This window comes from Paucisalibacillus globulus DSM 18846, from assembly GCF_000482485.1.
GTDB classification, from domain to species: Bacteria; Bacillota; Bacilli; order Bacillales; family Amphibacillaceae; genus Ornithinibacillus; species Ornithinibacillus globulus.
In genome coordinates this window covers 329339-348773 of the sequence record NZ_AXVK01000001.1, presented here as the reverse complement: position 1 = coordinate 348773, position 19435 = coordinate 329339, and the positions used below count along the sequence as shown (strand labels likewise).

Annotated in this window: 18 protein-coding genes; 3 read left to right on the top strand and 15 right to left on the bottom strand. The window is 35.7% G+C overall.

Translation table 11 applies throughout. The annotated features are described in order from the left end of the window. From mobB to K332_RS0101805, 10 genes are all read right to left on the bottom strand, one after another. On the bottom strand, positions 1–501 hold the full coding sequence (gene mobB, locus K332_RS21820; RefSeq protein ID WP_051359313.1) for a molybdopterin-guanine dinucleotide biosynthesis protein B: 501 nt from the start codon (positions 499–501) through the stop codon (positions 1–3). 2 nt (positions 502–503) lie between these two features. Beyond that, complete coding sequence (locus K332_RS0101845; protein ID WP_026905894.1) at positions 504–737, bottom strand: MoaD/ThiS family protein; 234 nt, start codon at positions 735–737, stop codon at positions 504–506. Beyond that, a complete protein-coding gene (locus tag K332_RS0101840; protein ID WP_026905893.1) occupies positions 734–1213 on the bottom strand; it encodes a molybdenum cofactor biosynthesis protein MoaE in 480 nt (159 codons plus the stop codon). Before K332_RS0101840 ends, K332_RS0101845 begins: the two co-directional genes overlap by 4 nt. Further along, complete coding sequence (locus K332_RS0101835; RefSeq protein WP_026905892.1) at positions 1206–2516, bottom strand: molybdopterin molybdotransferase MoeA; 1311 nt, start codon at positions 2514–2516, stop codon at positions 1206–1208. The genes K332_RS0101840 and K332_RS0101835 overlap by 8 nt, the downstream gene beginning before the upstream one ends. Before the next feature lie 11 nt (positions 2517–2527). Further along, positions 2528–3538: a MoeB/ThiF family adenylyltransferase gene (locus tag K332_RS0101830; protein ID WP_026905891.1), complete on the bottom strand. Its 1011-nt coding sequence runs from the start codon at positions 3536–3538 to the stop codon at positions 2528–2530. A gap of 28 nt (positions 3539–3566) precedes the next feature. After that, positions 3567–4574 carry a GTP 3',8-cyclase MoaA gene (gene moaA / locus K332_RS0101825; protein WP_026905890.1) on the bottom strand — a complete coding sequence of 336 codons (1008 nt, stop codon included), beginning with the start codon at positions 4572–4574 and terminating at the stop codon, positions 3567–3569. An 88-nt stretch (positions 4575–4662) separates the two neighbouring features. Continuing rightward, positions 4663–5475 (bottom strand): formate dehydrogenase accessory sulfurtransferase FdhD, encoded by an 813-nt coding sequence (gene fdhD / locus K332_RS0101820; protein ID WP_026905889.1) that lies wholly within the window; start codon positions 5473–5475, stop codon positions 4663–4665. Positions 5476–5486: 11 nt separating this feature from the next. Continuing rightward, positions 5487–7838: an FdhF/YdeP family oxidoreductase gene (locus tag K332_RS0101815; protein ID WP_026905888.1), complete on the bottom strand. Its 2352-nt coding sequence runs from the start codon at positions 7836–7838 to the stop codon at positions 5487–5489. A 213-nt stretch (positions 7839–8051) separates the two neighbouring features. Continuing rightward, a complete protein-coding gene (locus K332_RS0101810; protein ID WP_281170887.1) occupies positions 8052–8585 on the bottom strand; it encodes a helix-turn-helix domain-containing protein in 534 nt (177 codons plus the stop codon). Between the two features lie 284 nt (positions 8586–8869). Then, positions 8870–9775, bottom strand: coding sequence for a hydroxymethylglutaryl-CoA lyase (locus K332_RS0101805; protein ID WP_026905886.1), 906 nt, complete (start codon positions 9773–9775; stop codon positions 8870–8872). Positions 9776–10133: 358 nt separating this feature from the next. Between K332_RS0101805 and K332_RS0101800 the strand changes: the two genes are divergently transcribed. Further along, positions 10134–11720 carry a peptide chain release factor 3 gene (locus K332_RS0101800; protein ID WP_026905885.1) on the top strand — a complete coding sequence of 529 codons (1587 nt, stop codon included), beginning with the start codon at positions 10134–10136 and terminating at the stop codon, positions 11718–11720. A gap of 18 nt (positions 11721–11738) precedes the next feature. On the opposite strand, the gene K332_RS0101795 is transcribed toward K332_RS0101800, so the two are convergent. Further along, the gene (locus K332_RS0101795; protein ID WP_026905884.1) at positions 11739–12602 is read right to left on the bottom strand and encodes a protein kinase domain-containing protein; all 864 of its coding nucleotides are present in this window, start codon (positions 12600–12602) and stop codon (positions 11739–11741) included. 169 nt (positions 12603–12771) lie between these two features. Here K332_RS0101795 and K332_RS0101790 point away from each other — a divergent pair, with 169 nt between their 5' ends. Then, entirely contained in the window at positions 12772–14244 is a 1473-nt protein-coding gene (locus K332_RS0101790) for an aldehyde dehydrogenase family protein (protein ID WP_026905883.1), read from the top strand. Positions 14245–14460: 216 nt separating this feature from the next. Here the strand turns inward: K332_RS0101790 and K332_RS0101785 are convergent, their stop codons facing one another. The 3 genes from K332_RS0101785 to K332_RS0101775 form a co-directional block, all read right to left on the bottom strand. Beyond that, the gene (locus K332_RS0101785; protein ID WP_026905882.1) at positions 14461–15702 is read right to left on the bottom strand and encodes an EAL and HDOD domain-containing protein; all 1242 of its coding nucleotides are present in this window, start codon (positions 15700–15702) and stop codon (positions 14461–14463) included. Between the two features lie 288 nt (positions 15703–15990). Next, complete coding sequence (locus tag K332_RS0101780; protein ID WP_026905881.1) at positions 15991–16449, bottom strand: hypothetical protein; 459 nt, start codon at positions 16447–16449, stop codon at positions 15991–15993. 53 nt (positions 16450–16502) lie between these two features. Then, a complete protein-coding gene (locus tag K332_RS0101775; protein WP_026905880.1) occupies positions 16503–17363 on the bottom strand; it encodes a DUF421 domain-containing protein in 861 nt (286 codons plus the stop codon). 179 nt (positions 17364–17542) lie between these two features. Between K332_RS0101775 and K332_RS0101770 the strand changes: the two genes are divergently transcribed. After that, a complete protein-coding gene (locus K332_RS0101770) occupies positions 17543–17884 on the top strand; it encodes a DUF4363 family protein (protein WP_026905879.1) in 342 nt (113 codons plus the stop codon). 287 nt (positions 17885–18171) lie between these two features. Here K332_RS0101770 and K332_RS0101765 read toward each other — a convergent pair whose 3' ends face one another. Then, the gene (locus K332_RS0101765; protein WP_026905878.1) at positions 18172–19242 is read right to left on the bottom strand and encodes an FUSC family protein; all 1071 of its coding nucleotides are present in this window, start codon (positions 19240–19242) and stop codon (positions 18172–18174) included. Positions 19243–19435: the final 193 nt, after the last annotated feature.

Genomic DNA, 19435 nt, shown 5'->3' with positions numbered 1-19435 from the left:
CTACATCCCCTCCAAATAATGATGATAAACCCATTGACAAATAACTTCTGGATTGTCATTGTCAAAAACCGGTATATCAAAATCCTCTATATGTAGGTCATTAGACTTTATAATTCCAATAATATTTTTAAGACTCGTTAACAACGACAAGTCATCCTGATTCCGAAGAAGAACTAGCTTTGGAAAATCTAGTTCCTTAAATCCTTCCATTACTAATAATTCAATACTTAATTTCTTGTAGATTTCGAGCATGTCTGAAATCTCCCACTTACTTCCATGAGTTAACTGAAATACATTTTCGCCTAATACACCAGCAACTGTTGAACCTGCATCTCGGTGTTGTTCACTGTCTGTGCTTTCAATTCCTGCCGGTATCCCACCATGGCCATGATTTTTTAGAGATCCTACCTGAACACCTTTACGTGAAAAATAATGGATTACTTCCTTAGAGATAGTTGTTTTTCCACTATTTTTAAACCCTACAATTTGCAAAACCTTCATCCTTATCCCCCACTAACAGGTGGAATGAGAGCTACAACATCACCACTTGAAAGCATGTCACCTGGTAAAGCATATTCTTCATTTACAGAGATCATGACATGGTCAATTTGAGGTAGATTGTATGTTGATTTTAGCCTCTCTTTTAATTCCGAAATGGATATATTAGAAGCCTCCATTTCAATCTGCTCCTTACCTATCGAATCTTGAAGTTGCGCAAAAAGTAACACCGTAATCATGACATATCCCCCTTCCCGATTTTGGTTGGTTCCCCGTCTGGGTATGGAACCTGTTCAAGCTGATCTCCAATCCAAGTTTCCCCGTCTTCCCAATGTTCTTTTTTCCATATTGGAACAATCTGTTTAATTCGTTCTATCGCATATTCATTTGCTTCATATGCAGCTTTCCGGTGTGGTGACGAAACAACAATTGCGACAGCCACCTCTGATAAATCAAGTCGGCCAACTCGATGAGTGATGGCCACTTCTGTATTTTCCCATTTCTCTTTTATCTCTTTTCCAATTTGTTCTAACATCTTTACTGCCATCGGTTTATAAGCTTGGTATTCTAAATAAAGCGTTCTTCTACCCTTTGTCCATTCCCTGACCGTTCCGAGAAAGGTGGTTATAGCACCAGCTTCTCTTCTCGTTACCTTTTCAATCAATTCTCCTACCTGAATAGGCTCATCAACAATATCGAACATGACTTTATCCATTGCGAATACTCCTTCTTGTATTAAGATCCTTTTGTATAAAGGCTTCAAAGGTAGAACCTTCTTGATCTTCTAGTAATATAACCGTAACATCCATTCCTGCTTCATATCCCCTAGTTCCTCCTGGTAGTTGGATTAAAATATCTGCTTGACCAAGTGAAGAAACGACATTCGATTTATCCAGACCTACTGGGTTTGCTACTAATCTTCCATTATCAAATCCTAAATGCCCCCTAACAAAACGATCAAAAGGGTTTGCCTTTTTAAAATCAGATCCCAAAATAGCAATTTCTTTTTTCAAGAATGGTGTCTTAGTATGTAAAAACTCACGGATAATCGGTCTAGTATAAAGTTCAAATCCGACATAACATGCTGAAGGATTACCCGATAAACCGAATAAAAGTCCGCCATTTAACTCTGCGACTGTTGTTACACTACCTGGACGCATCGCAATCTTATTAAATAAAACATTTGCACCTAATTTTTCATAAATGGATGGTAGATAATCATAGTCTCCTACTGATACCCCACCAGTCGTAATCAGGATATCAACTTTTCCTATAGCTTCTGATACCTGATTAAAGCATGTTTCAAAATCATCGCTAAACTGACCTAAATAAATAGATTCACCACCAGCACGTTCCACCTGAGCATATACCATATAAGCATTACTGTTACGTATTTTTCCCGGTTCAAGTGGCTGATCTACCTCTAATAATTCACTACCCGTAGCAATTATTCCTACTTTTGGTTTTCTACTAACAGGAACTCTTTTATAACCAAAAGTAGCTAGTAGTGCAACAATTCCTGGATTTATATATGTACCTTTCGAAGCTAGAACGGTTCCATTTTTGGTATCTTCTCCGGTGAAGGATATGTTTTCCCCAATTTTTGAACTCCGCTTCAATTCGAAGTAAGGTTTTCCTTCTACTTCCAATTCATTTGCTAATTCGAGCATAACTACCGCGTCACAAGAATCAGGTATCTGAGCACCAGTCATAATCCTTACCGCTTGCCTCTCTCCTACATGATCTTCAAAAACGCTACCTGCCCCTATCTCCCCAATTACTTCAAATGCAATTGGATTATTTCTTGAAGCTTCCTCTGTATCTTTAGCACGAACAGCAAAACCATCATATGGAGAGCGGTCAAAAAAAGGCACATCATGGTCAGCAATTAAGTCAGATCCAAGAAAATGCCCATAGGAGTCTTCAATCGAAACAAATTGAAGACTCCCACCTTTTTTATAATTCATTACCCGTTCTATTGCCTCTATTACTTTGATAGGTTTTCTTCTTTCAACCATATTGTTCCCTCCTATCCTACTAGTTGATAATATATATTTCTGGCTTTTTCAGTAGAATCGGTTCCATGAATAAGGACCCGGCCATCACGAAAAATTACAATACGATAATCCTCATAATTTAGCGATAGTAAAAATTCATTTTGATTAACAATTCCAATGGTTCTAAGACGCTTTGCTAATTCTTCTAGGTGAACTTCTCTCTTCGCTCTTACCTGCACGGTATTTCTCCCACATAATACTTCCATTTTTGTCTGTGCTTCATATGTAAGCTTTGGGTATACTGGATTTTCTCCACAGGTTGGACATGTACCCTTTTTTGAACGCTCCATATTAATGGTATGATAGAGATTATTCCATAAATCAAAAGTAACTAATTTTGTCCGTAAAGCTACAAAATCCTCTACCAATATCTTTAGTGCTTCAGCCTGCTGATGGGCAACAACCATTTGTACGGTGGGGGCTATGATCCCTACTGAGTCACAGGTTGCACCACTTACTGGTGTTGCATCTAGTATGCATTGTAAACATGGACTTTTACCAGGTAAGATAGTGTAACTCATTCCTGTGCTACCTACACATGATCCGAAAATCCATGGCACATTATATTGATGGATTAAATCATTCATAATAAATCGAATGTCAAAATTATCGGTTGCATCTATTACTAAATCTACACCTTGTAAGAGAGGTATTAAATTAGTACTTGTTCCATCCATTACATAGCTTTTAATGTCTACAGATGAATTTATCTTTAGTAAATGTTCTTTTGCTGCAATTGCTTTCGGTATTTGTTCAATACAATCTTGTTCGGTAAAAAGCTGTTGTCTTTGTAGATTACTAGCTTCTACATAATCACGATCGACAATGGTTAGTTTGCCAATCCCTGCCCTCACCAGACTTTCAGCATTAGCTGTTCCTAATGCACCACAACCAATAATCAGCACGTGTTTTTGTCTAATCTTTTCCTGTCCGCATTCCCCAATTGATTTAAACAAGGACTGTCTGGAGTATCTATCTTTCATTATTGTTCCCTCTCAATCAAGAAGTCTATTAGCCACCTATATAAGACATTTCAATTCTGTCTCTATTCTTTACAGATTCTTCTGTTCTTTCATCGGAGTAACGATCATTTCTTTTGTTCCAAATGCCAATAATTTGCTGTTCTACTTCAGCATCGTTCATTCCAGAGCGAAGAAGTTCTTTAAAGTCAAAGCCTTTTGCAGCAAAAAGACATGTATAAAGTTTACCATCAGCTGCAATTCGTGCCCTTGTACAAGTAGAACAAAATGACTCTGAAACAGAGGTAATAAAACCAACCTCCGTATCTGTTCCTTTATAACGGTAGCGCTTTGCGACTTCTCCAAAATGATCGGGGTCAACTGGTTCTAATTCAAAATGCTCAGATAATTCATTGAAAATTTGCTTTTTGGTTACCACCTTACTAAAATCCCAGCCATTTGTTTTTCCCACATCCATAAATTCGATAAAACGTAGTGTAACTCCTTTATCCTTGAAAAAGTGAGCCATCGGAATAACTTCGTGCTCATTCATTCCTTTTTTAACAACCATGTTTACTTTTACTTTTAATCCAACTTCTAATGCTTTATCAATGCCTTTAAGAACTCTTTCCGTACTAATTCCACTATCATTTATAGATTGGAATAATTCTTTATCCAATGCATCCAAACTAACATTAATTCGCTTTAATCCTGCCGCTTTTATATCCTCAGCCATTTTCTCTAATAAAGTGGCGTTTGTAGTCAATCCGATATCTTCTAAACCATCAATAACAGATAACTTCTCAATCAACTCAGGCAAGTTTCTTCGTAACAATGGTTCTCCGCCAGTTAATCGAATCTTTTTCACCCCTAATTTAACAAAAGCTTTGGCAAGTCTCTCAATCTCTTCAAATGTTAGCAAGTGAGCTTTTGGTAAAAATGGATAATCACGACCAAATATTTCTTTAGGCATACAATATGTACAACGGAAATTACAGCGATCAGTTACAGAAATCCGTAAATCCTGTAAGGGCCGACCAAATTTATCTGTTACGTTCATGCTGAAAGCCTCCTTATTAAATAACTTAACTACTAACCTATGATTAGGAGCTGTATTTCATCACCAAATACAGCTCCTAATAAGCAAATTAATTCATACATGAATCCAAATTAGTTTCGATAATCCGATACGGATGCGTATAGATATTCATTTTATTTTCTCTAGCAAAACCAATAACTGTAATTCCCAGGTCATTTGCTAAGTTTAGAGCTAAGTCTGTCGGTGCAGACTTGGAAAGTAAAATACCAACACCGATTTTGGATATTTTTAATAATACTTCTGATGAAATACGTCCACTAAATACTATTAGCTTATCCTTTAGCGGGATTTTTTGTTGTAATACCGTCCCGTAGACTTTATCCAATGCATTATGTCTACCGATATCAGTTCGGACTTCAACTAACCCATCTATCGTTGCCAGTGCTGCATTGTGCACGCCACCAGTTCTTCTAAACTGATCTGAACGTATTTGTAGTTCCTGCATTAAATTATAGCATTGTTCCACAGAAATCAGAAACTTACTTGTAACCGTTTTAGCTGTTTTAACATCACTTTTAAAATAAAATTGTCTGCTTTTCCCACAACAGGATCCAATAAAACGTTTGGAATGATCTATATTCTCCTTATTTATTTCTCGGTATAACTCCACATATGCAAAACCCATATTTTCATCAATCGACATGTTTTTAATTTCTTCATAAAATCGAATGATTCCTTCAGCAGCAAGAAAACCTATCACAAGTTCTTCAAGATTGGACGGAGAACAAATAATAGTAGCAAATTCTTCCCCGTTTAAAATAATGGTAAGTGGAAATTCTTCGACAATTTCCTCTTCCACTCTTATTGCATTCTTTCCATGAAAACGGATGATGTCAAAAGGTTCTTGTTTCACATCGTTCATAGTCTCACCCTCTAGTGTGGTTCTACTTCGAGCTCTTCCACACGTTTTTCTACATACTTAGTATCCTTATGGGCATAATATGTTTCTGCTTTTTCCACAATAACTGCTGTGTTATATTCAGGAATTCCTGCATAATCTTCATAAACCCCTTTTGGAATGAGCGAATTTCCTTCAGGCCAGTGGACTTCGACATTTCCAGTCTTAACTGGTACAAATTTGGCACGACCTGTAAATGTTCCGTACTGATTAAAGGCAACAATAGCATCACCTTCTTTAATATTTAATTCCTTCGCGTCTACTTCATTTAACAGGAGGTCATACCGATCTGCTGCATTGAATGGGTCCTTTTCATCATAAATCATTGAATTAAACTGCTTACCTCGTCTAGTAGTTACATAGAAATGTCCTTCTGGCTTACGGAGTTCTGGAATTTCTACAGCTATGAGATTACCCTTCCCGTCTGTCGTATTGCAAATCCCATCCTCACACAGCCATGCTCCACCCCATTGAAATAAATCACCTTTATTTTTCAGGTTCTGAATTCCATCGTAGTTTGGTGCAGTCTTGGCTATTTCTTTACGGATTTCATAAGCATCCTTGAAGTCTATTAAGTCTTTATGTTCTGGTTTTACTCGTTTAGCCAAATCAACATATATTTCCCACTCTGTTCTTGCTTCTCCTACTCTAGGGCCCTTGATTTCTGGTGAGAAATATACCATTCTTTCCGTTGAGGTAGAGGTTCCTCCACCAGGTTGTTCATATCTCGTCATCGCTGGCAGCACAAGAACTGCTTCCTTTGCATCTAATAGGGTAGAAGTATTTAAGATAATATCCTGATGCACACGTATGTCGATATTCTCCATACTTTCCGCAACAAAATTAGGATCAGGCATGGTTTCTAGGAAATTACCACCTGACATATAATATAGTTTCAATTTTCGTTCGTGTTCTGCTGGTAAAAGTGAATTTTCTAGTGATACTCCTACAATATCACCTTGCCATTCAGGAATTTCGAAACCCCAGATTGCTTCCAAACGCTTACGATTGTTCTCATCCAGTCCACCACCTGGTAAGGAGAACGGATCCGCCCCCATTTCAGCTGAACCTTGAACTCCAGAATGCCCACGGATTGGCATCAAGCCACAATATTCTTTTCCAAGAAATCCTCTTAGTAGCGCTAAATTCGCTACTTGTGATATATTATCCGTTCCAAAGCGATGCTGTGTTAGTCCCATTGACCAAACAAACACTGCCGAACTAGATTTAGCCAATAACTCAGCCAATTCATGCATACGCTCCTTAGAAATACCGGATGATTTCTCTAATTGATTCCATTGGTAGGACATTACCTTTTCTCGTAATTCATCTAGACCGTTTACATGGGCATCTATAAATTCAAGATTAAGTGCTGAACCCGGACTCTTCTCTTCCATTTCAAACCAATGCTTCATAATCCCATGCATAAAGGCAATATCGCCACCGATATTTACTTGATAAAAATCATCAGCGATTTTTGTTCCGAATAATGCCGATTCTGCAATAGAAGGTACCCAATACTTATCCATTGCAGGCTCATGATATGGATTAATAATAATAATCTTCGTTCCTTTTCGTTTTGCTGCATACATATACTTCGTTGAAACAGGTTGATTATTTGCTGCGACCGACCCCCAAAATACTAAGACATCCGTCCCAATCCAATCCTTATAATTACATGTAGAAGCCCCTACACCAATGGACCGGCTCAATGCAGTCTTAGATGGGGAATGACAGATTCTCGAAGCATTATCGACATTATTGATTCCAAGGAAACGGGAAACTTTTGCTAGTGTATAATAAACTTCATTTGTTATTCCTCGAGAAGTTGTGTAAAATGCTGCTTGCTTTGGATCAATTTTTTTTATCTTTTCTGCAATCACATCCATTGCAACATCCCAAGAAATTCTACTAAACTTGCGATCTCCTGGTTTTCTAATTAATGGATATGGTACTCTACCTAATTTGCGAAGCTCTGTGCTATTCATCTTACGTAGGTGGTCAATATCAGAGTGTAATATGCTTTCTTTAATAGCACCCATTGTATTTAGACGTAACACATTAAGTCTAGTCGTACAAACATGTGGTCCAGTTAACGTTTGATCTTTTAAACCGGATACACCTAATGCGCACCCGTCGCAAACACCTTGGGTTAAAATGCGAGTTGCATAAGGTATATTATCTTTATTTTCCCATACGACCTTCATTGTATCCCGAATATGATGTGGTTTAACTTTACCCAAACCAAATGGAACTTTACTAACCCATAGTTTAGGATCAGGCTTTTTTGGTAATTTAATAGGACCAGAATGCTTTGTGTTTCCCAACATTTTCCCCTCCTAGTTAAATAAATTGCTCCTGTACTTTAGTATACTTTCAAAACTATATTTTCATTATATTCTGTCATTAATTGTACCACGAAATCGCTTACACTCCAATGATAATTCCTCACCTACTAGAGAAACTTGCATACGTACTTCTTATAACTGTTGACTTCCCAATCTACAAAAAAAAGCCCTCTAGGACTTTTTCTTTGCTTTCTATAATGGATTATCAATAAAAAATGTTAGTACCTTTGCTTCATTTTCATCAACAGGAATAAATAGATGGGGTTTGGAACCTTGAAAACAGGCACTATCCCCTTTCTCCATAAAATACTTTTTTCCATCATAAGAAAGACATATCGAACCTTCTAGCACAAAAATAAATTCATCTTGTGAATGTGTGTAATACTCTTCTCGTAAATTTAGGTTCTTAGGTGTAACGTGAACGATTGTGGGTTCAAAACCAGATAACGAAGATCGATTTGCTAGAAGTTCATAGGAATATCCCATGTTTTCATCACCAATTCTTGCTCTTCTATTGTCTTTTGGCAATAGTACTAAGTCCTGTTCTTCTCGGTCATCTAATAACCACGAGAGAGAAACCTCAAGCGCCTCACTTATTTTGGACAAGGTTGCAACAGCAGATGCTGTTTGACCATTTTCTATCTTAGATAACATACTTTTAGAAATACCAGATTCATCAGCGACTTGTTGTTGGGTAAGTTTTTTTCGCAAACGTATTTCTTTAATTTTCTTCCCAATTGTTTCAAGATTAATTGTCTTTCTCCCCTCTCATGTTGACGAACAATATTTCTTATATAATAGATTAGTCTTACGAATATAGTCAAGATGAGGGTCTTACGATTACTATACTTTAAGACTTGAGTATCTACCTTTCTGAAAACAGATTTTTATATGTTCTGATTAATAACATAAAGAAATACATGGTTCGTTTCAAATAGGAACTGTAGCATTTAAAAATAATAGATTAAAAAAGAAGTATAATTCCTATTCGAATTATACCTCCTTCAAACTTATGCAGTACCTTCAATATAAGCCAACGAACGGCTAGGTAATTTTTTTTCCAATTTATTTTGAATAAACATGGATGCCTCTTGAATTTTGTTATCTTGAACACCTGTTCGAATACCTAAACCATGAAGCAAGTATAATACATCATTGGTTGCCACATTACCTGCAGCACCTGGCGCATATGGACAACCACCTAAACCGCCGATAGACGTATCAAATCTTGTAATTCCATACTGAAGTGATGTCATAATATTCGCTATTGCCATTCCCCTTGTATCATGAAAATGCATGATAATCTTTTCTTTTGGAAAACGTTTAAGGATTTCATCAAGTAACATTTCTACTTGTGAAGGAACTGCAGACCCTATCGTATCTCCAAGTGAAATGTCGTCAACACCATTAGCAATCAATTGATCAAAAACACGCATAACTTGGTTCGGATTAATTCTTCCTTCAAAAGGACAGTCAAATACAGTAGACACATAACCAGTAACTTTTTTCCTTTCCTTTTTTGCTTCTGTAATGACCTGTTTCAATATTGGATATGTTTCATTAATAGATTTATTAATATTTTTTCGGTTATGAGTTTCACTTGCCGACATAAAAACTGATGCACCATCAATTCCCGCTTCTAATGCATTTTCAAGGCCTATTATATTAGGAACAAGCGCAGAATAAGATACATCTGGATTACGTTTAATTCGCTTCCCTACTTCTTTTGCGTCAGCTAAGGCTGGAATCCATTTCGGGTTGACAAAAGAAGAATACTCAATTTCTCTTATTCCTGTGTTTGAAAGCATATCAATCCAGACCACTTTATCATCAGTTGAAATAAATTGTTTCTCATTTTGTAAACCATCACGTGGTCCAACCTCTTTTAATTCAACAATACCAGGCCACTTTCGCACAATCATCCCCTCCTTTGACTTTAGGTTCATTGGATATAGAACCTTACTTAGAGTGCGCTTACACTCGTGTCGGAAATAATATATAATACCATATGAAATAATAACAAGAATCGTTTATTAAAGCTTATTCAATTTGTATCGTTCCATTCAACTTTGTTGAATAAAGTTTAACGAAGTATCGCGCGAATGTCAATATATAAATCAGTTTTATTTGAAAACTTAAATCATTTACTCTGGTCATGCAAAATTAAAACGAATATAGTATTATTGGAAAGTGCCTTTCAACATTTGTACGATTCCAAAGGATGCCAGGCACCAAAAAAATCTTGTCAATTTTATTTTGGAAAGGGAATCATGTATGACAATTAAAGACGAAGTAGCTAAACGGAAGACGTTTGCTATTATATCCCACCCAGATGCTGGGAAAACAACAATGACAGAAAAACTATTACTTTATGGAAATTTAATACGTTCTGCAGGGACTGTAAAAGGTAAAAAATCTGGTAAATTTGCTACCTCAGATTGGATGGAAATTGAAAAACAACGTGGTATTTCTGTTACATCCAGTGTTATGAATTTTCCTTATAAAAATTTCCATGTAAACATTCTTGATACTCCTGGACATGAGGATTTTAGTGAGGATACTTATCGAACATTAACTGCTGTTGATAGCGTTGTAATGATTATTGACTCCGTAAAAGGTATTGAGGCACAAACCATTAAGTTATTTAAAGTGTGTCGTATGCGTGGCATTCCAATTTTTACATTTATCAATAAATTGGACCGTGAAGGGAAAGAGCCTCTTGAATTATTAGAGGAAATTGAAGAAGTTTTGGAAATTGAAACGTATCCGATGAACTGGCCAGCAGGAATGGGTAAAAGGTTTCTTGGAATCTTTGATCGTACGAATGAACAATTTATTAAATTTAATACGAATGAAGAAGAAACGCATATTCCTTATTCTGAATTGGATAACTCTGAATATCATGATATGACGACCAAAGCAGAGTTTACTGCCGCAAAAGATGAACTAGAATTGTTAGATGAGGCTGGTGACCAGTTCTCTATGGAAGCTGTTCTAAATGGTGAACAAACACCGGTATTTTTCGGAAGTGCATTAGCACCATTTGGTGTTCATGACTTTTTTGATACATTTATAACACTTGCGCCAACTCCTGGGGCTAGAAAAACAACAGAAGGTGTTACTGCCCCATCCGACTCAGAATTCTCTGGTTTTATCTTTAAAATTCAAGCGAATATGAATCCCGCTCATAGAGACCGTATTGCATTTGTACGTGTTTGCTCTGGAAAGTTTGAGCGTGGAATGAGTGTAAAACTTTCACGTACCGGAAAAATATTTAAACTTGCACAATCACAACAAATAGTTGCTTCCTCTCGAGACACAATTGATGAAGCTTATGCAGGAGATATTATAGGTATATACGATCCCAATGCTTACCAAATCGGCGATACACTGATTGAAGGGAAAGCGGACTTTGAATTTGATGAACTACCTAAATTTCCGCCAGAACTTTTCAAAAAAGTAATGGCTAAGAATGTTATGAAATCAAAGCAGTTCAAAAAAGGTATTGAACAGCTTGTCCAAGAAGGTGCGATTCAATTATATAAGGACAAACGAACAGAATCCTATATTTTAGGAGCAGTCGGTGAACTTCAATATGAGGTATTTAAATATCGGATGGAAAATGAATACAATGTAGATGTATTGTTCGAGCCAATTGGCGAACGAATTCCACGGTGGTTGAAGAAAGATCAAGTGAAGGAGTCCTTATTTGATGATCGTAACTTACTAGTTCGTGATCGCGACGATAACTACCTTGTTCTCTTCCGAAATGAATTTGCTTTGAATTGGTTTAAAGATAATCATAAAGAAATTGATTTACTTGATTTGTTTGAGATTAATTCCTATGGTCAAGTAAAATAAGAAAATGGAGTGAGGTTTCTAGCCTTGCTCCATTGCACTTTTCCATTCATCATAAAATTCTTGAACACTAGAATAACGTTTGCCTCTATCTATTTCAACTGCTCGTCGTGCTACTTTGTATAATGCTATCGTAGCTCCCCATTTTTCATAAGAACGATCCAATTCTCCACCTAATAAGCTAAAAGCAATTGCCCCCATATTAAATACATTTGTTCTTCCATCTATTTCTGCATGAAGATCGAATTCTTCAGGAGACATGAAGCGTGAAGAACCCCACATTCTTCCCATCTTGTTTTTATAAGGTTTCTTATGGTACAAATCAATATCACAAATTCTAGTTTGATTATTTTGAAAGTCATAAAGAATACTACCATCATAAAAATCAATTGCAATATAGTCATTCTTTTCAACATGAGTATGAAATTCAAAAATCTTTTTCAAAGAATCTAATCGATATTCCAAAGGTAATTGTTTAAACTTATAATAAGGAGAATCTGGATGCTCATATTTATACGGCGGTGGAAATACCCAATGATTATGTAATGTTTCTCCATCAAACCAGTCAAATAGAAGAGTAAATCCATTATCTGTTTCAAAATATCCTAATAAATTTACTAGATTCTTATGCTTTAAATCTATATATAATGGAACAGATTTTTTTAAATTTCGGATGGCTTTCTCCGGTGATAATGCTGAATTAACAGTCTTTGCCCCAGCATATTTTATGAAACGTCTCTCCCCTTTTATTTCAATCCCGAAGCTAATATTACCGGAATCCTGCTGATCAAAAACCGAGAATATCTTCCCTATTTTCTCCAACCAAGAAAAATCATGCTCTTCTTTAAGCACAAACGTTACCCCATTAATCGATTTCTTTATCATCTATTACCTTCCCTTTACTTTTCTCTTAATTTTCTATTATCTTATCACAAATTTTAGTGTTTAAGATATCACTTACTCTTAAACATTTCATATTCAACAATCAGACTACTATGTTTTTTAATTATGGGTACGCTAAGCGAGAGTAAATGTTAAATAAAGGAGTGATCATGTGGGTTCTTATTCCGAGCTAACAAAAAACTACATTTCTGGTCAATGGAGAGATGGTACTGGAAATACAGAACTTAAGGTAGACAACCCATATAGCGGAGAGATTATTGGTCAATTCAAAACTGCAAGTATAGATGACATTAAGGAAGCATATGAGACCGCTAAGAAAGCACAAATAGAATGGCAGAAGGTTAACCCTTTTGAACGTGCTACCATCATGGAAAAAGCAGTCCAATTGTTCGAATCCAACCGAGAAGAATTGGTGGATATCTTAATTAAAGAAAGTGGTTCTTCACATCTAAAAGCAAATGTTGAAGTTGATTTTGTCATCGCAATTACTAAAGAATCAGCATCATTCCCATTACGAATGGGTGGAGAAATCATCCCTTCACTCGTAGCAGGAAAAGAAAATAGAATCTACCGTAAACCAGTAGGTGTTGTTGGCGTTATTGGGCCATTTAATTTTCCAATGTACTTAGCCCAACGATCTGTTGCTCCTGCCCTCGCTACAGGAAATGGAGTAGTATTAAAACCGGACAGTCAAACACCTGTATCCGGAGGAACTATTCTAGCTAAAATAATGGAAGAGGCCGGCGTCCCCAAAGGCTTGTTTAGTGTTGTAGTTCCAAATCGAAAAGAAGTTGGCGACATAATGATTGAACATCCTATTCCAAGAGTTATTTCTTTCACTGGTTCAACTGGGGTAGGTCGCCATATTGGTGAGATTTGTGGTCGTTTAATAAAAAAGTCAATTCTTGAACTTGGTGGCAACAATGCTTTACTTGTTCTAGAAGATGCAGACGTGGATCGTGCAGTTAATTCTGCCCTTTTTGGAAAGTTCATGCATAACGGACAAATTTGTATGTCACTTAATAGAATCGTTGTTCATGAAAAGCTATATGATAAGTTTGTCGAGAAATTTGTTTCACTCACGGAAAAGATTAAAGTAGGTAATCCAGCGGATAAAGATACATTGATTGGTCCACTTATTAACAAACGGTCCATAGAACATATCTTAAGTCATGTTGAAAAAGCAAAATCACAAGGAGCAACAGTTGTATTAGAAGGAAAAACTGAAGGCAATGTTATGCACCCTTATATATTGACTGGCACGAATGATGTTGCAACAGCTCAAAATGAAATGTTTGGTCCAGTAGCAACTATTATCAAGGCACAGAATGATCAGGAAGCAATTGATATAGCAAATGATACGCAATATGGATTAAGTGGTGCAGTTCACGCTGGAACAGTTGAACGTGGTGTGGAGGTTGCCAAGCAAATTGTCACTGGTATGGTTCATGTTAATGATCAAAGTGTAAATGATGAGCCACTAATTGCTTTTGGTGGTGAAAAAGACTCTGGTATTGGCCGCTTCGGAGGAATTCGTTCACTTCATGAATTCACAACTGAACAATGGATTTCTACACAGACAGAGGAACGAGAAAGCCCGTTCCATGTAAATTATCTTCATTAATTACTTTGAGGCTGAGGCTAATGTTTTTTGAACCGAGCATTCGTAATAAACTACGATATGATTCGTAACCACAGCCCAGCCTCTCCTATTAAAGATAGGCGGTTATATCATTTCTTAGGAAGAAATTGTAATTCAATTTTAGCATTACAGGGAAAAAACTTTCTTGACTACGAACTAAAAAACTTTGTCTTCAGTGACAAAGTTTTAGCGATAAAACTATAGTATTTTTGTTCCACTTATAACCTCTCTTCCCCATTTCAATGACTTTTTATATAGCTCATTATATTTTTCAGCATTTAATCCAAGTTCATTCACTAATTGCTCCATCTTTCCCCAATCTCCCTTTTCTGCAGAACAAACTAAGTTGATGACTGGTGTTAAAGACGTTTCTTTTCCTAGTAACGTAGCTTTGATCTCCTGATCTAGTGGTAGATCTAGTAAGATTTCAGTTAACGGTTTCTTAAATATTGGTTCTATAAGCGAAAATAATCCCGTTAAAAATAAACTTGAACTCGCTTGTCTTCTTCCAATATGTAAAGAAATCAATTCACATGCTTTCGCCCTAGTTAAACAAAGCTTAATTACTTCATCAATTGTTGGATCTGACTTTTCAAGATGTTCACGAAATGAAAGTACGTACACCCATTTTCTTAATTCAATTAAGCCTAACAAAACAATAGCCTGTTTAATTGATTTAATCTTATATACTAGTCCAATAGCCGGTGAATTTAGTAACCGCAACAACTTATAAGATAAAGAAATATCTGATTCAATAATCCCACTAATTCTATCAATATCCGGTTCTTCTTTCGAAAGTTCTGACGTAATAATATACAAATTATGATTAAAAACCGGGACGTCATTTGTAGAAAGTATAACTGGTTTACTAAAAAAGTACCCTTGAAATAAGGAATATCCATCTTTCAGACACTGCTCAAATTCTTCTCTTGTCTCCACTTTTTCCGCTAAAAAGATAATATTTTTATTTTGTAATTTATTCATTATCCATAATTGTTTAGCTCGGCTTGTTTGTTGAACATCAATCTTAATAAAATCAGCAAGTGTAATAAGTTTACTAAAGTTTTCATTATCTTCTATTAGCTCAAAGTCATCTAGTGCGATTTTATATCCTTGCGCTTTTAATTTCCTACAGTTTTCTAAGACTTTTTCTGTTGGTCTAACTGTTTCCAAAATTTCAATTACCATTAACTCTGGTCGCAAAAAGGTAGGAATTGTATTTTCTAATAATGTTTCTGTAAAATTAACAAAACATGGCTTGCCTTCCGAAAGTTCTTCCATTCCTATTTGCAAAAAACTATTTATTACTTCCGAGGTGGCTTGATTACTATCGACACTAGTGTATAGATTATCCTGTTTATTTCTTCGATAAAGTAATTCATAGGCATAAACTTCCTGTCTTTTCGTTAAAATAGGTTGTCTTGCAACAAAAACTTCCACACTTCCACCCCGATTTTCTACCAATATAGTAAAATAATAGCATAGTATTGGAAAAAGTAGGTAATATATAGGAAAATTTTCTTATTCTAGAGGAGGTTTCCTATCTCTGGTTACCATATAAGACACAGGATTAAATTTTATCCAGCTTGCAATAGACGAATACTTCCTTACTCTTGCATTAGGTCGCACACTTCAAGAAGTAGTTTATCTAATATGAAGAAAGTATTGTAGGCTAACTAACATAAAAAATCAAACTGCCATTTAAAGAAATATTGGCAGCTCGATCAATTATTTAACAACATTTGCGTCCCGGAACTGAAATTCTGTTCGTTGAATCCCATCCGTAATAACTAAAACATCAACTTGATTGGTTGCTTTGTTTAATGGAGCAGAAATATGATACTTTTTCCAATCACTCGTTAATAGTATCATTGGGGAACTATGTTCATTAATATATTTTCCATTTGCATCCGTTTCAACTAACTTAATAAATACCGTTCCATTCCCTTCTAAACTAACTTGAAAAGTTACTTTTTCACCTGAGTTTATTTCTTCTTCAGGTGTAAAAACAAATCCTTCCCCCGTGTCTTCTCCTTTTGTCTTAACAATAAATGTTGCCTGTTCAATTTCTTCAACTGTAGCCCCAACACCAAAATATTTGGTTTTTATTTCCTCAAATGCAAAAGTATTTATGTTATATATCAATACAATTATCACGGAAAGAATAGAAACTACCCATTTTCTCATTTTATTTCACTCCTCTAGCAAAATTAAATAAATTCTGATTCAAAACTTCGGGCCTATTTTAAGTATGGTGACATATCATCTAATACGGATTGTAGATTTTTTGCTTGTTGTGAATACATTTCTTTGGCTTTTGGATTGTTGGTTTGCAAAGCAAAGCTCTCAAAATCTGCCTGTAGTTTTTTTAATGTTGAAGCAATTAACGGGCGTTGTTTTACAACCTCTTGTTTCAAATTATCTATATATAAGTCAGCATACACATTACCTTTAGAATCAATTTGTGCTAAAAATACATCATCAATATCTGAGGCTCCTTGTTTTTGAACTTCTCCTAAAAGCCATTCATGTGTATATCCAAGTCTGTTCAAACTATTTTTCATAATCCTTCCATCAGAAATAACAATGGTAGGTCCATGATCCGCTTCTACCTTTGTTCCAAGAATTTGCGGTGTAACTGGTTGTTTCTCCGATTTCAACAGTATACTTAACTGTCCATTCGTTTCCATCACTGCCATCTCGACATCTTCTATATTGAAAACATCTTTCTCTCTTAAGAGTAGCATTAATTCTTCAATGGCAAGCTGATTCTTTCGTAAATTTTTCTCATATATTTTTCCATTTTCAATTAGAACATCTGCTTTTCCATCCGTAAGCTGATGAAACCACTTCCATTTGAGCCCCATAAAACCTAATAGTAGTGGTATAACTCCCCATACAATTAAAGAAATTATGCCATTTGAAATTTTAATATTTTGATCAACAGCCATACTTGCTGCAATTGACCCAATGGTAATCCCAACACAATAATCAAAAAATGTTAATTGAGAGATTTGTTTTTTCCCCATAATACGAGCTAATACTAACAATAAAAAAAAGGCAATGAATGAACGAGTTATTGTAAGTAAATATTCAGGCATATGCCATCCTCCAAACTTTTTTTGGTATCTATGTATTTCCTTGATTGTTAGACAAAATGCCAATTCACACACTTACAGCTGTAAATTACATTATACTTTCCAATAGTCTCAGTAAAAATATGTAAGCATTTTATAGTATTGGACATTCTAGAAATAACATGCAAATTTGGAGGGAGCTTATGTATAAAAAAACAATTACCGGTGTTCTGCTAACTGTACTATTTATTGGAGGCTGCGCAGAGCCAATTGGTGGGGATTACTTTTTTGACCAAGTTCAGTCCCTGGAAGAAGTAATAAGTACGGAAGATTGGCAGGGTGCAAAGTTACGATTGGAGGAATTGAAGGACCTATATAAGAAATATGATTGGAGGTTGCAACTATTAGGTGATGAGTCAGAATATGAGGGTATAAATGAGGCTATTTCAAGACTTACAGCAGCAATAAAAATTGAAGACTCCAACCAAGCATTACTGGAGCTAGCTACTATTAGCGCTTATCTATTCGAAATATATTCTATGTAAGAACAAAAGCGCAAGCGCCCGTTTAGAGACGTACGGACTGGACTGAGCCGTAGGAGATAAAGGAAACATGCCCCTTCATAGGGGTATGTCGACGTTGGCCTCAAGGCCGGTTTTAGTCGACCTTCCTTTACCTTTTTCAGGAGTCGATGTTGACTTATCGTGTCATGAGGTGAGGGAAGTCCGCTAGTCTCTGGGTGCGGAGTGAGACGTGGCTGTTCCTACACAAGAACTTAACAAAGCCAAATTTTTATAGTTTCTTATCTGTAAATAAAAAATCAGAGGCTACATTAATCCTGCCTCTGATTACGTTTAATTGTAGTATTCTTGCTTTCTTTTAGCCTTACAAACCGCTCTAATTTATTCAACTCGAAAAACAACTCGATAATGCTATTTGCTATGGGGAATACAATTGCCCATTTGGAAAATTCTGCTCCTTGCAGTTCATCAATCAAATTATTAATTGTTATTTGCATTGCAGCTTTCGTTTCCTTTTGTAAATCTTTATCTAAAATAATTTTATCTTCATATAAGAGCAAAATATTCTCACTGTAGGAGTTTATCTCATGAACGAGTTTTTTTATTAATTGCGACTTATTACTTGGCATTGTTTCAATCTCATTAAAGTTCTTTTCTAACTCATGAATTAAAGTAAGTTTCTTACATAAAACCAGTATCATATGCTTGTAAATAATAATATTTCGGAAAAAGCTAAGACGCTTACGAATAAATAAACGATTTCGCTCATCGGAAATTATTTCATAATAATTCTTTGCATCATTTATCATTTTTTCTGCATCTTGATACTCTGCTTTCATTTGCGGGACATTCATTGTTTTATTGGAAATAACTCGCAATATGAAATTAGTTTGATCATTAGCTTTTTTAATCATATTAAATAGGATTTTCTTATGGTCCGGCGGCATTACTAATGCATTAATAACAAACGCTGCCAGGACACCTATAGTTACAAGTGACAACCGTTCAAGAATGTAAATATAACTAATACCATCATCGCCACCAAGCATCATTGTGATAATTGTTAAAACTGTTAAACTTACAGTCTTGTTAAGCCCAAGCTTTATATTAATAGCAATCGAGATAATAACAACTGCCCCAACAGATAATGGATGACTTCCTAATAAGAAGAATCCACCTAAAGCAAAAACAATTCCAATACTATTTGAAATAACAACCTCTTTAATATATGCGTAGGAACGCATAATAGAGGGTTGCATAGCAAGTACTGCCGCAATTGCTGCTACAATCTCTAAATCTAGATTAAGGATGTCTGTAATAAGTAATGTCAAAGCAACTGCTAGACCCGTCTTCACCATACGCGGGCCGATATTAACTTCCATGGTTTGCACCTCGTGTACTTCAAAATAGCTAAACAATAAGATAGACTTATTATAGTGACTACCTCGGGAAATTTCAATAACTTCTGTCTCAAACCTTTCGACAAAAAATCTTTATCATTATATTTTCACTCCATTAAAGAAAAGGACACAGATAACAAAATTGCTATCTGTGTCCTTCTTGAATTAAACACTT

Excerpts from the sequence above, each read along its gene's own strand:
- K332_RS0101775 (WP_026905880.1), bottom strand. The coding sequence starts at position 17,363 with ATGCCTGAATATTTACTTACAATAACTCGTTCATTCATTGCCTTTTTT.
- K332_RS0101765 (WP_026905878.1), bottom strand. The coding sequence starts at position 19,242 with ATGGAAGTTAATATCGGCCCGCGTATGGTGAAGACGGGTCTAGCAGTT.
- K332_RS0101780 (WP_026905881.1), bottom strand. The coding sequence starts at position 16,449 with ATGAGAAAATGGGTAGTTTCTATTCTTTCCGTGATAATTGTATTGATA.
- mobB (WP_051359313.1), bottom strand. The coding sequence starts at position 501 with ATGAAGGTTTTGCAAATTGTAGGGTTTAAAAATAGTGGAAAAACAACT.
- moaA (WP_026905890.1), bottom strand. The coding sequence starts at position 4,574 with ATGAACGTAACAGATAAATTTGGTCGGCCCTTACAGGATTTACGGATT.
- K332_RS0101795 (WP_026905884.1), bottom strand. The coding sequence starts at position 12,602 with ATGATAAAGAAATCGATTAATGGGGTAACGTTTGTGCTTAAAGAAGAG.
- fdhD (WP_026905889.1), bottom strand. The coding sequence starts at position 5,475 with ATGAACGATGTGAAACAAGAACCTTTTGACATCATCCGTTTTCATGGA.
- K332_RS0101840 (WP_026905893.1), bottom strand. The coding sequence starts at position 1,213 with ATGGATAAAGTCATGTTCGATATTGTTGATGAGCCTATTCAGGTAGGA.
- K332_RS0101800 (WP_026905885.1), top strand. The coding sequence starts at position 10,134 with ATGACAATTAAAGACGAAGTAGCTAAACGGAAGACGTTTGCTATTATA.
- K332_RS0101835 (WP_026905892.1), bottom strand. The coding sequence starts at position 2,516 with ATGGTTGAAAGAAGAAAACCTATCAAAGTAATAGAGGCAATAGAACGG.
- K332_RS0101830 (WP_026905891.1), bottom strand. The coding sequence starts at position 3,538 with ATGAAAGATAGATACTCCAGACAGTCCTTGTTTAAATCAATTGGGGAA.
- K332_RS0101845 (WP_026905894.1), bottom strand. The coding sequence starts at position 737 with ATGATTACGGTGTTACTTTTTGCGCAACTTCAAGATTCGATAGGTAAG.
- K332_RS0101770 (WP_026905879.1), top strand. The coding sequence starts at position 17,543 with ATGTATAAAAAAACAATTACCGGTGTTCTGCTAACTGTACTATTTATT.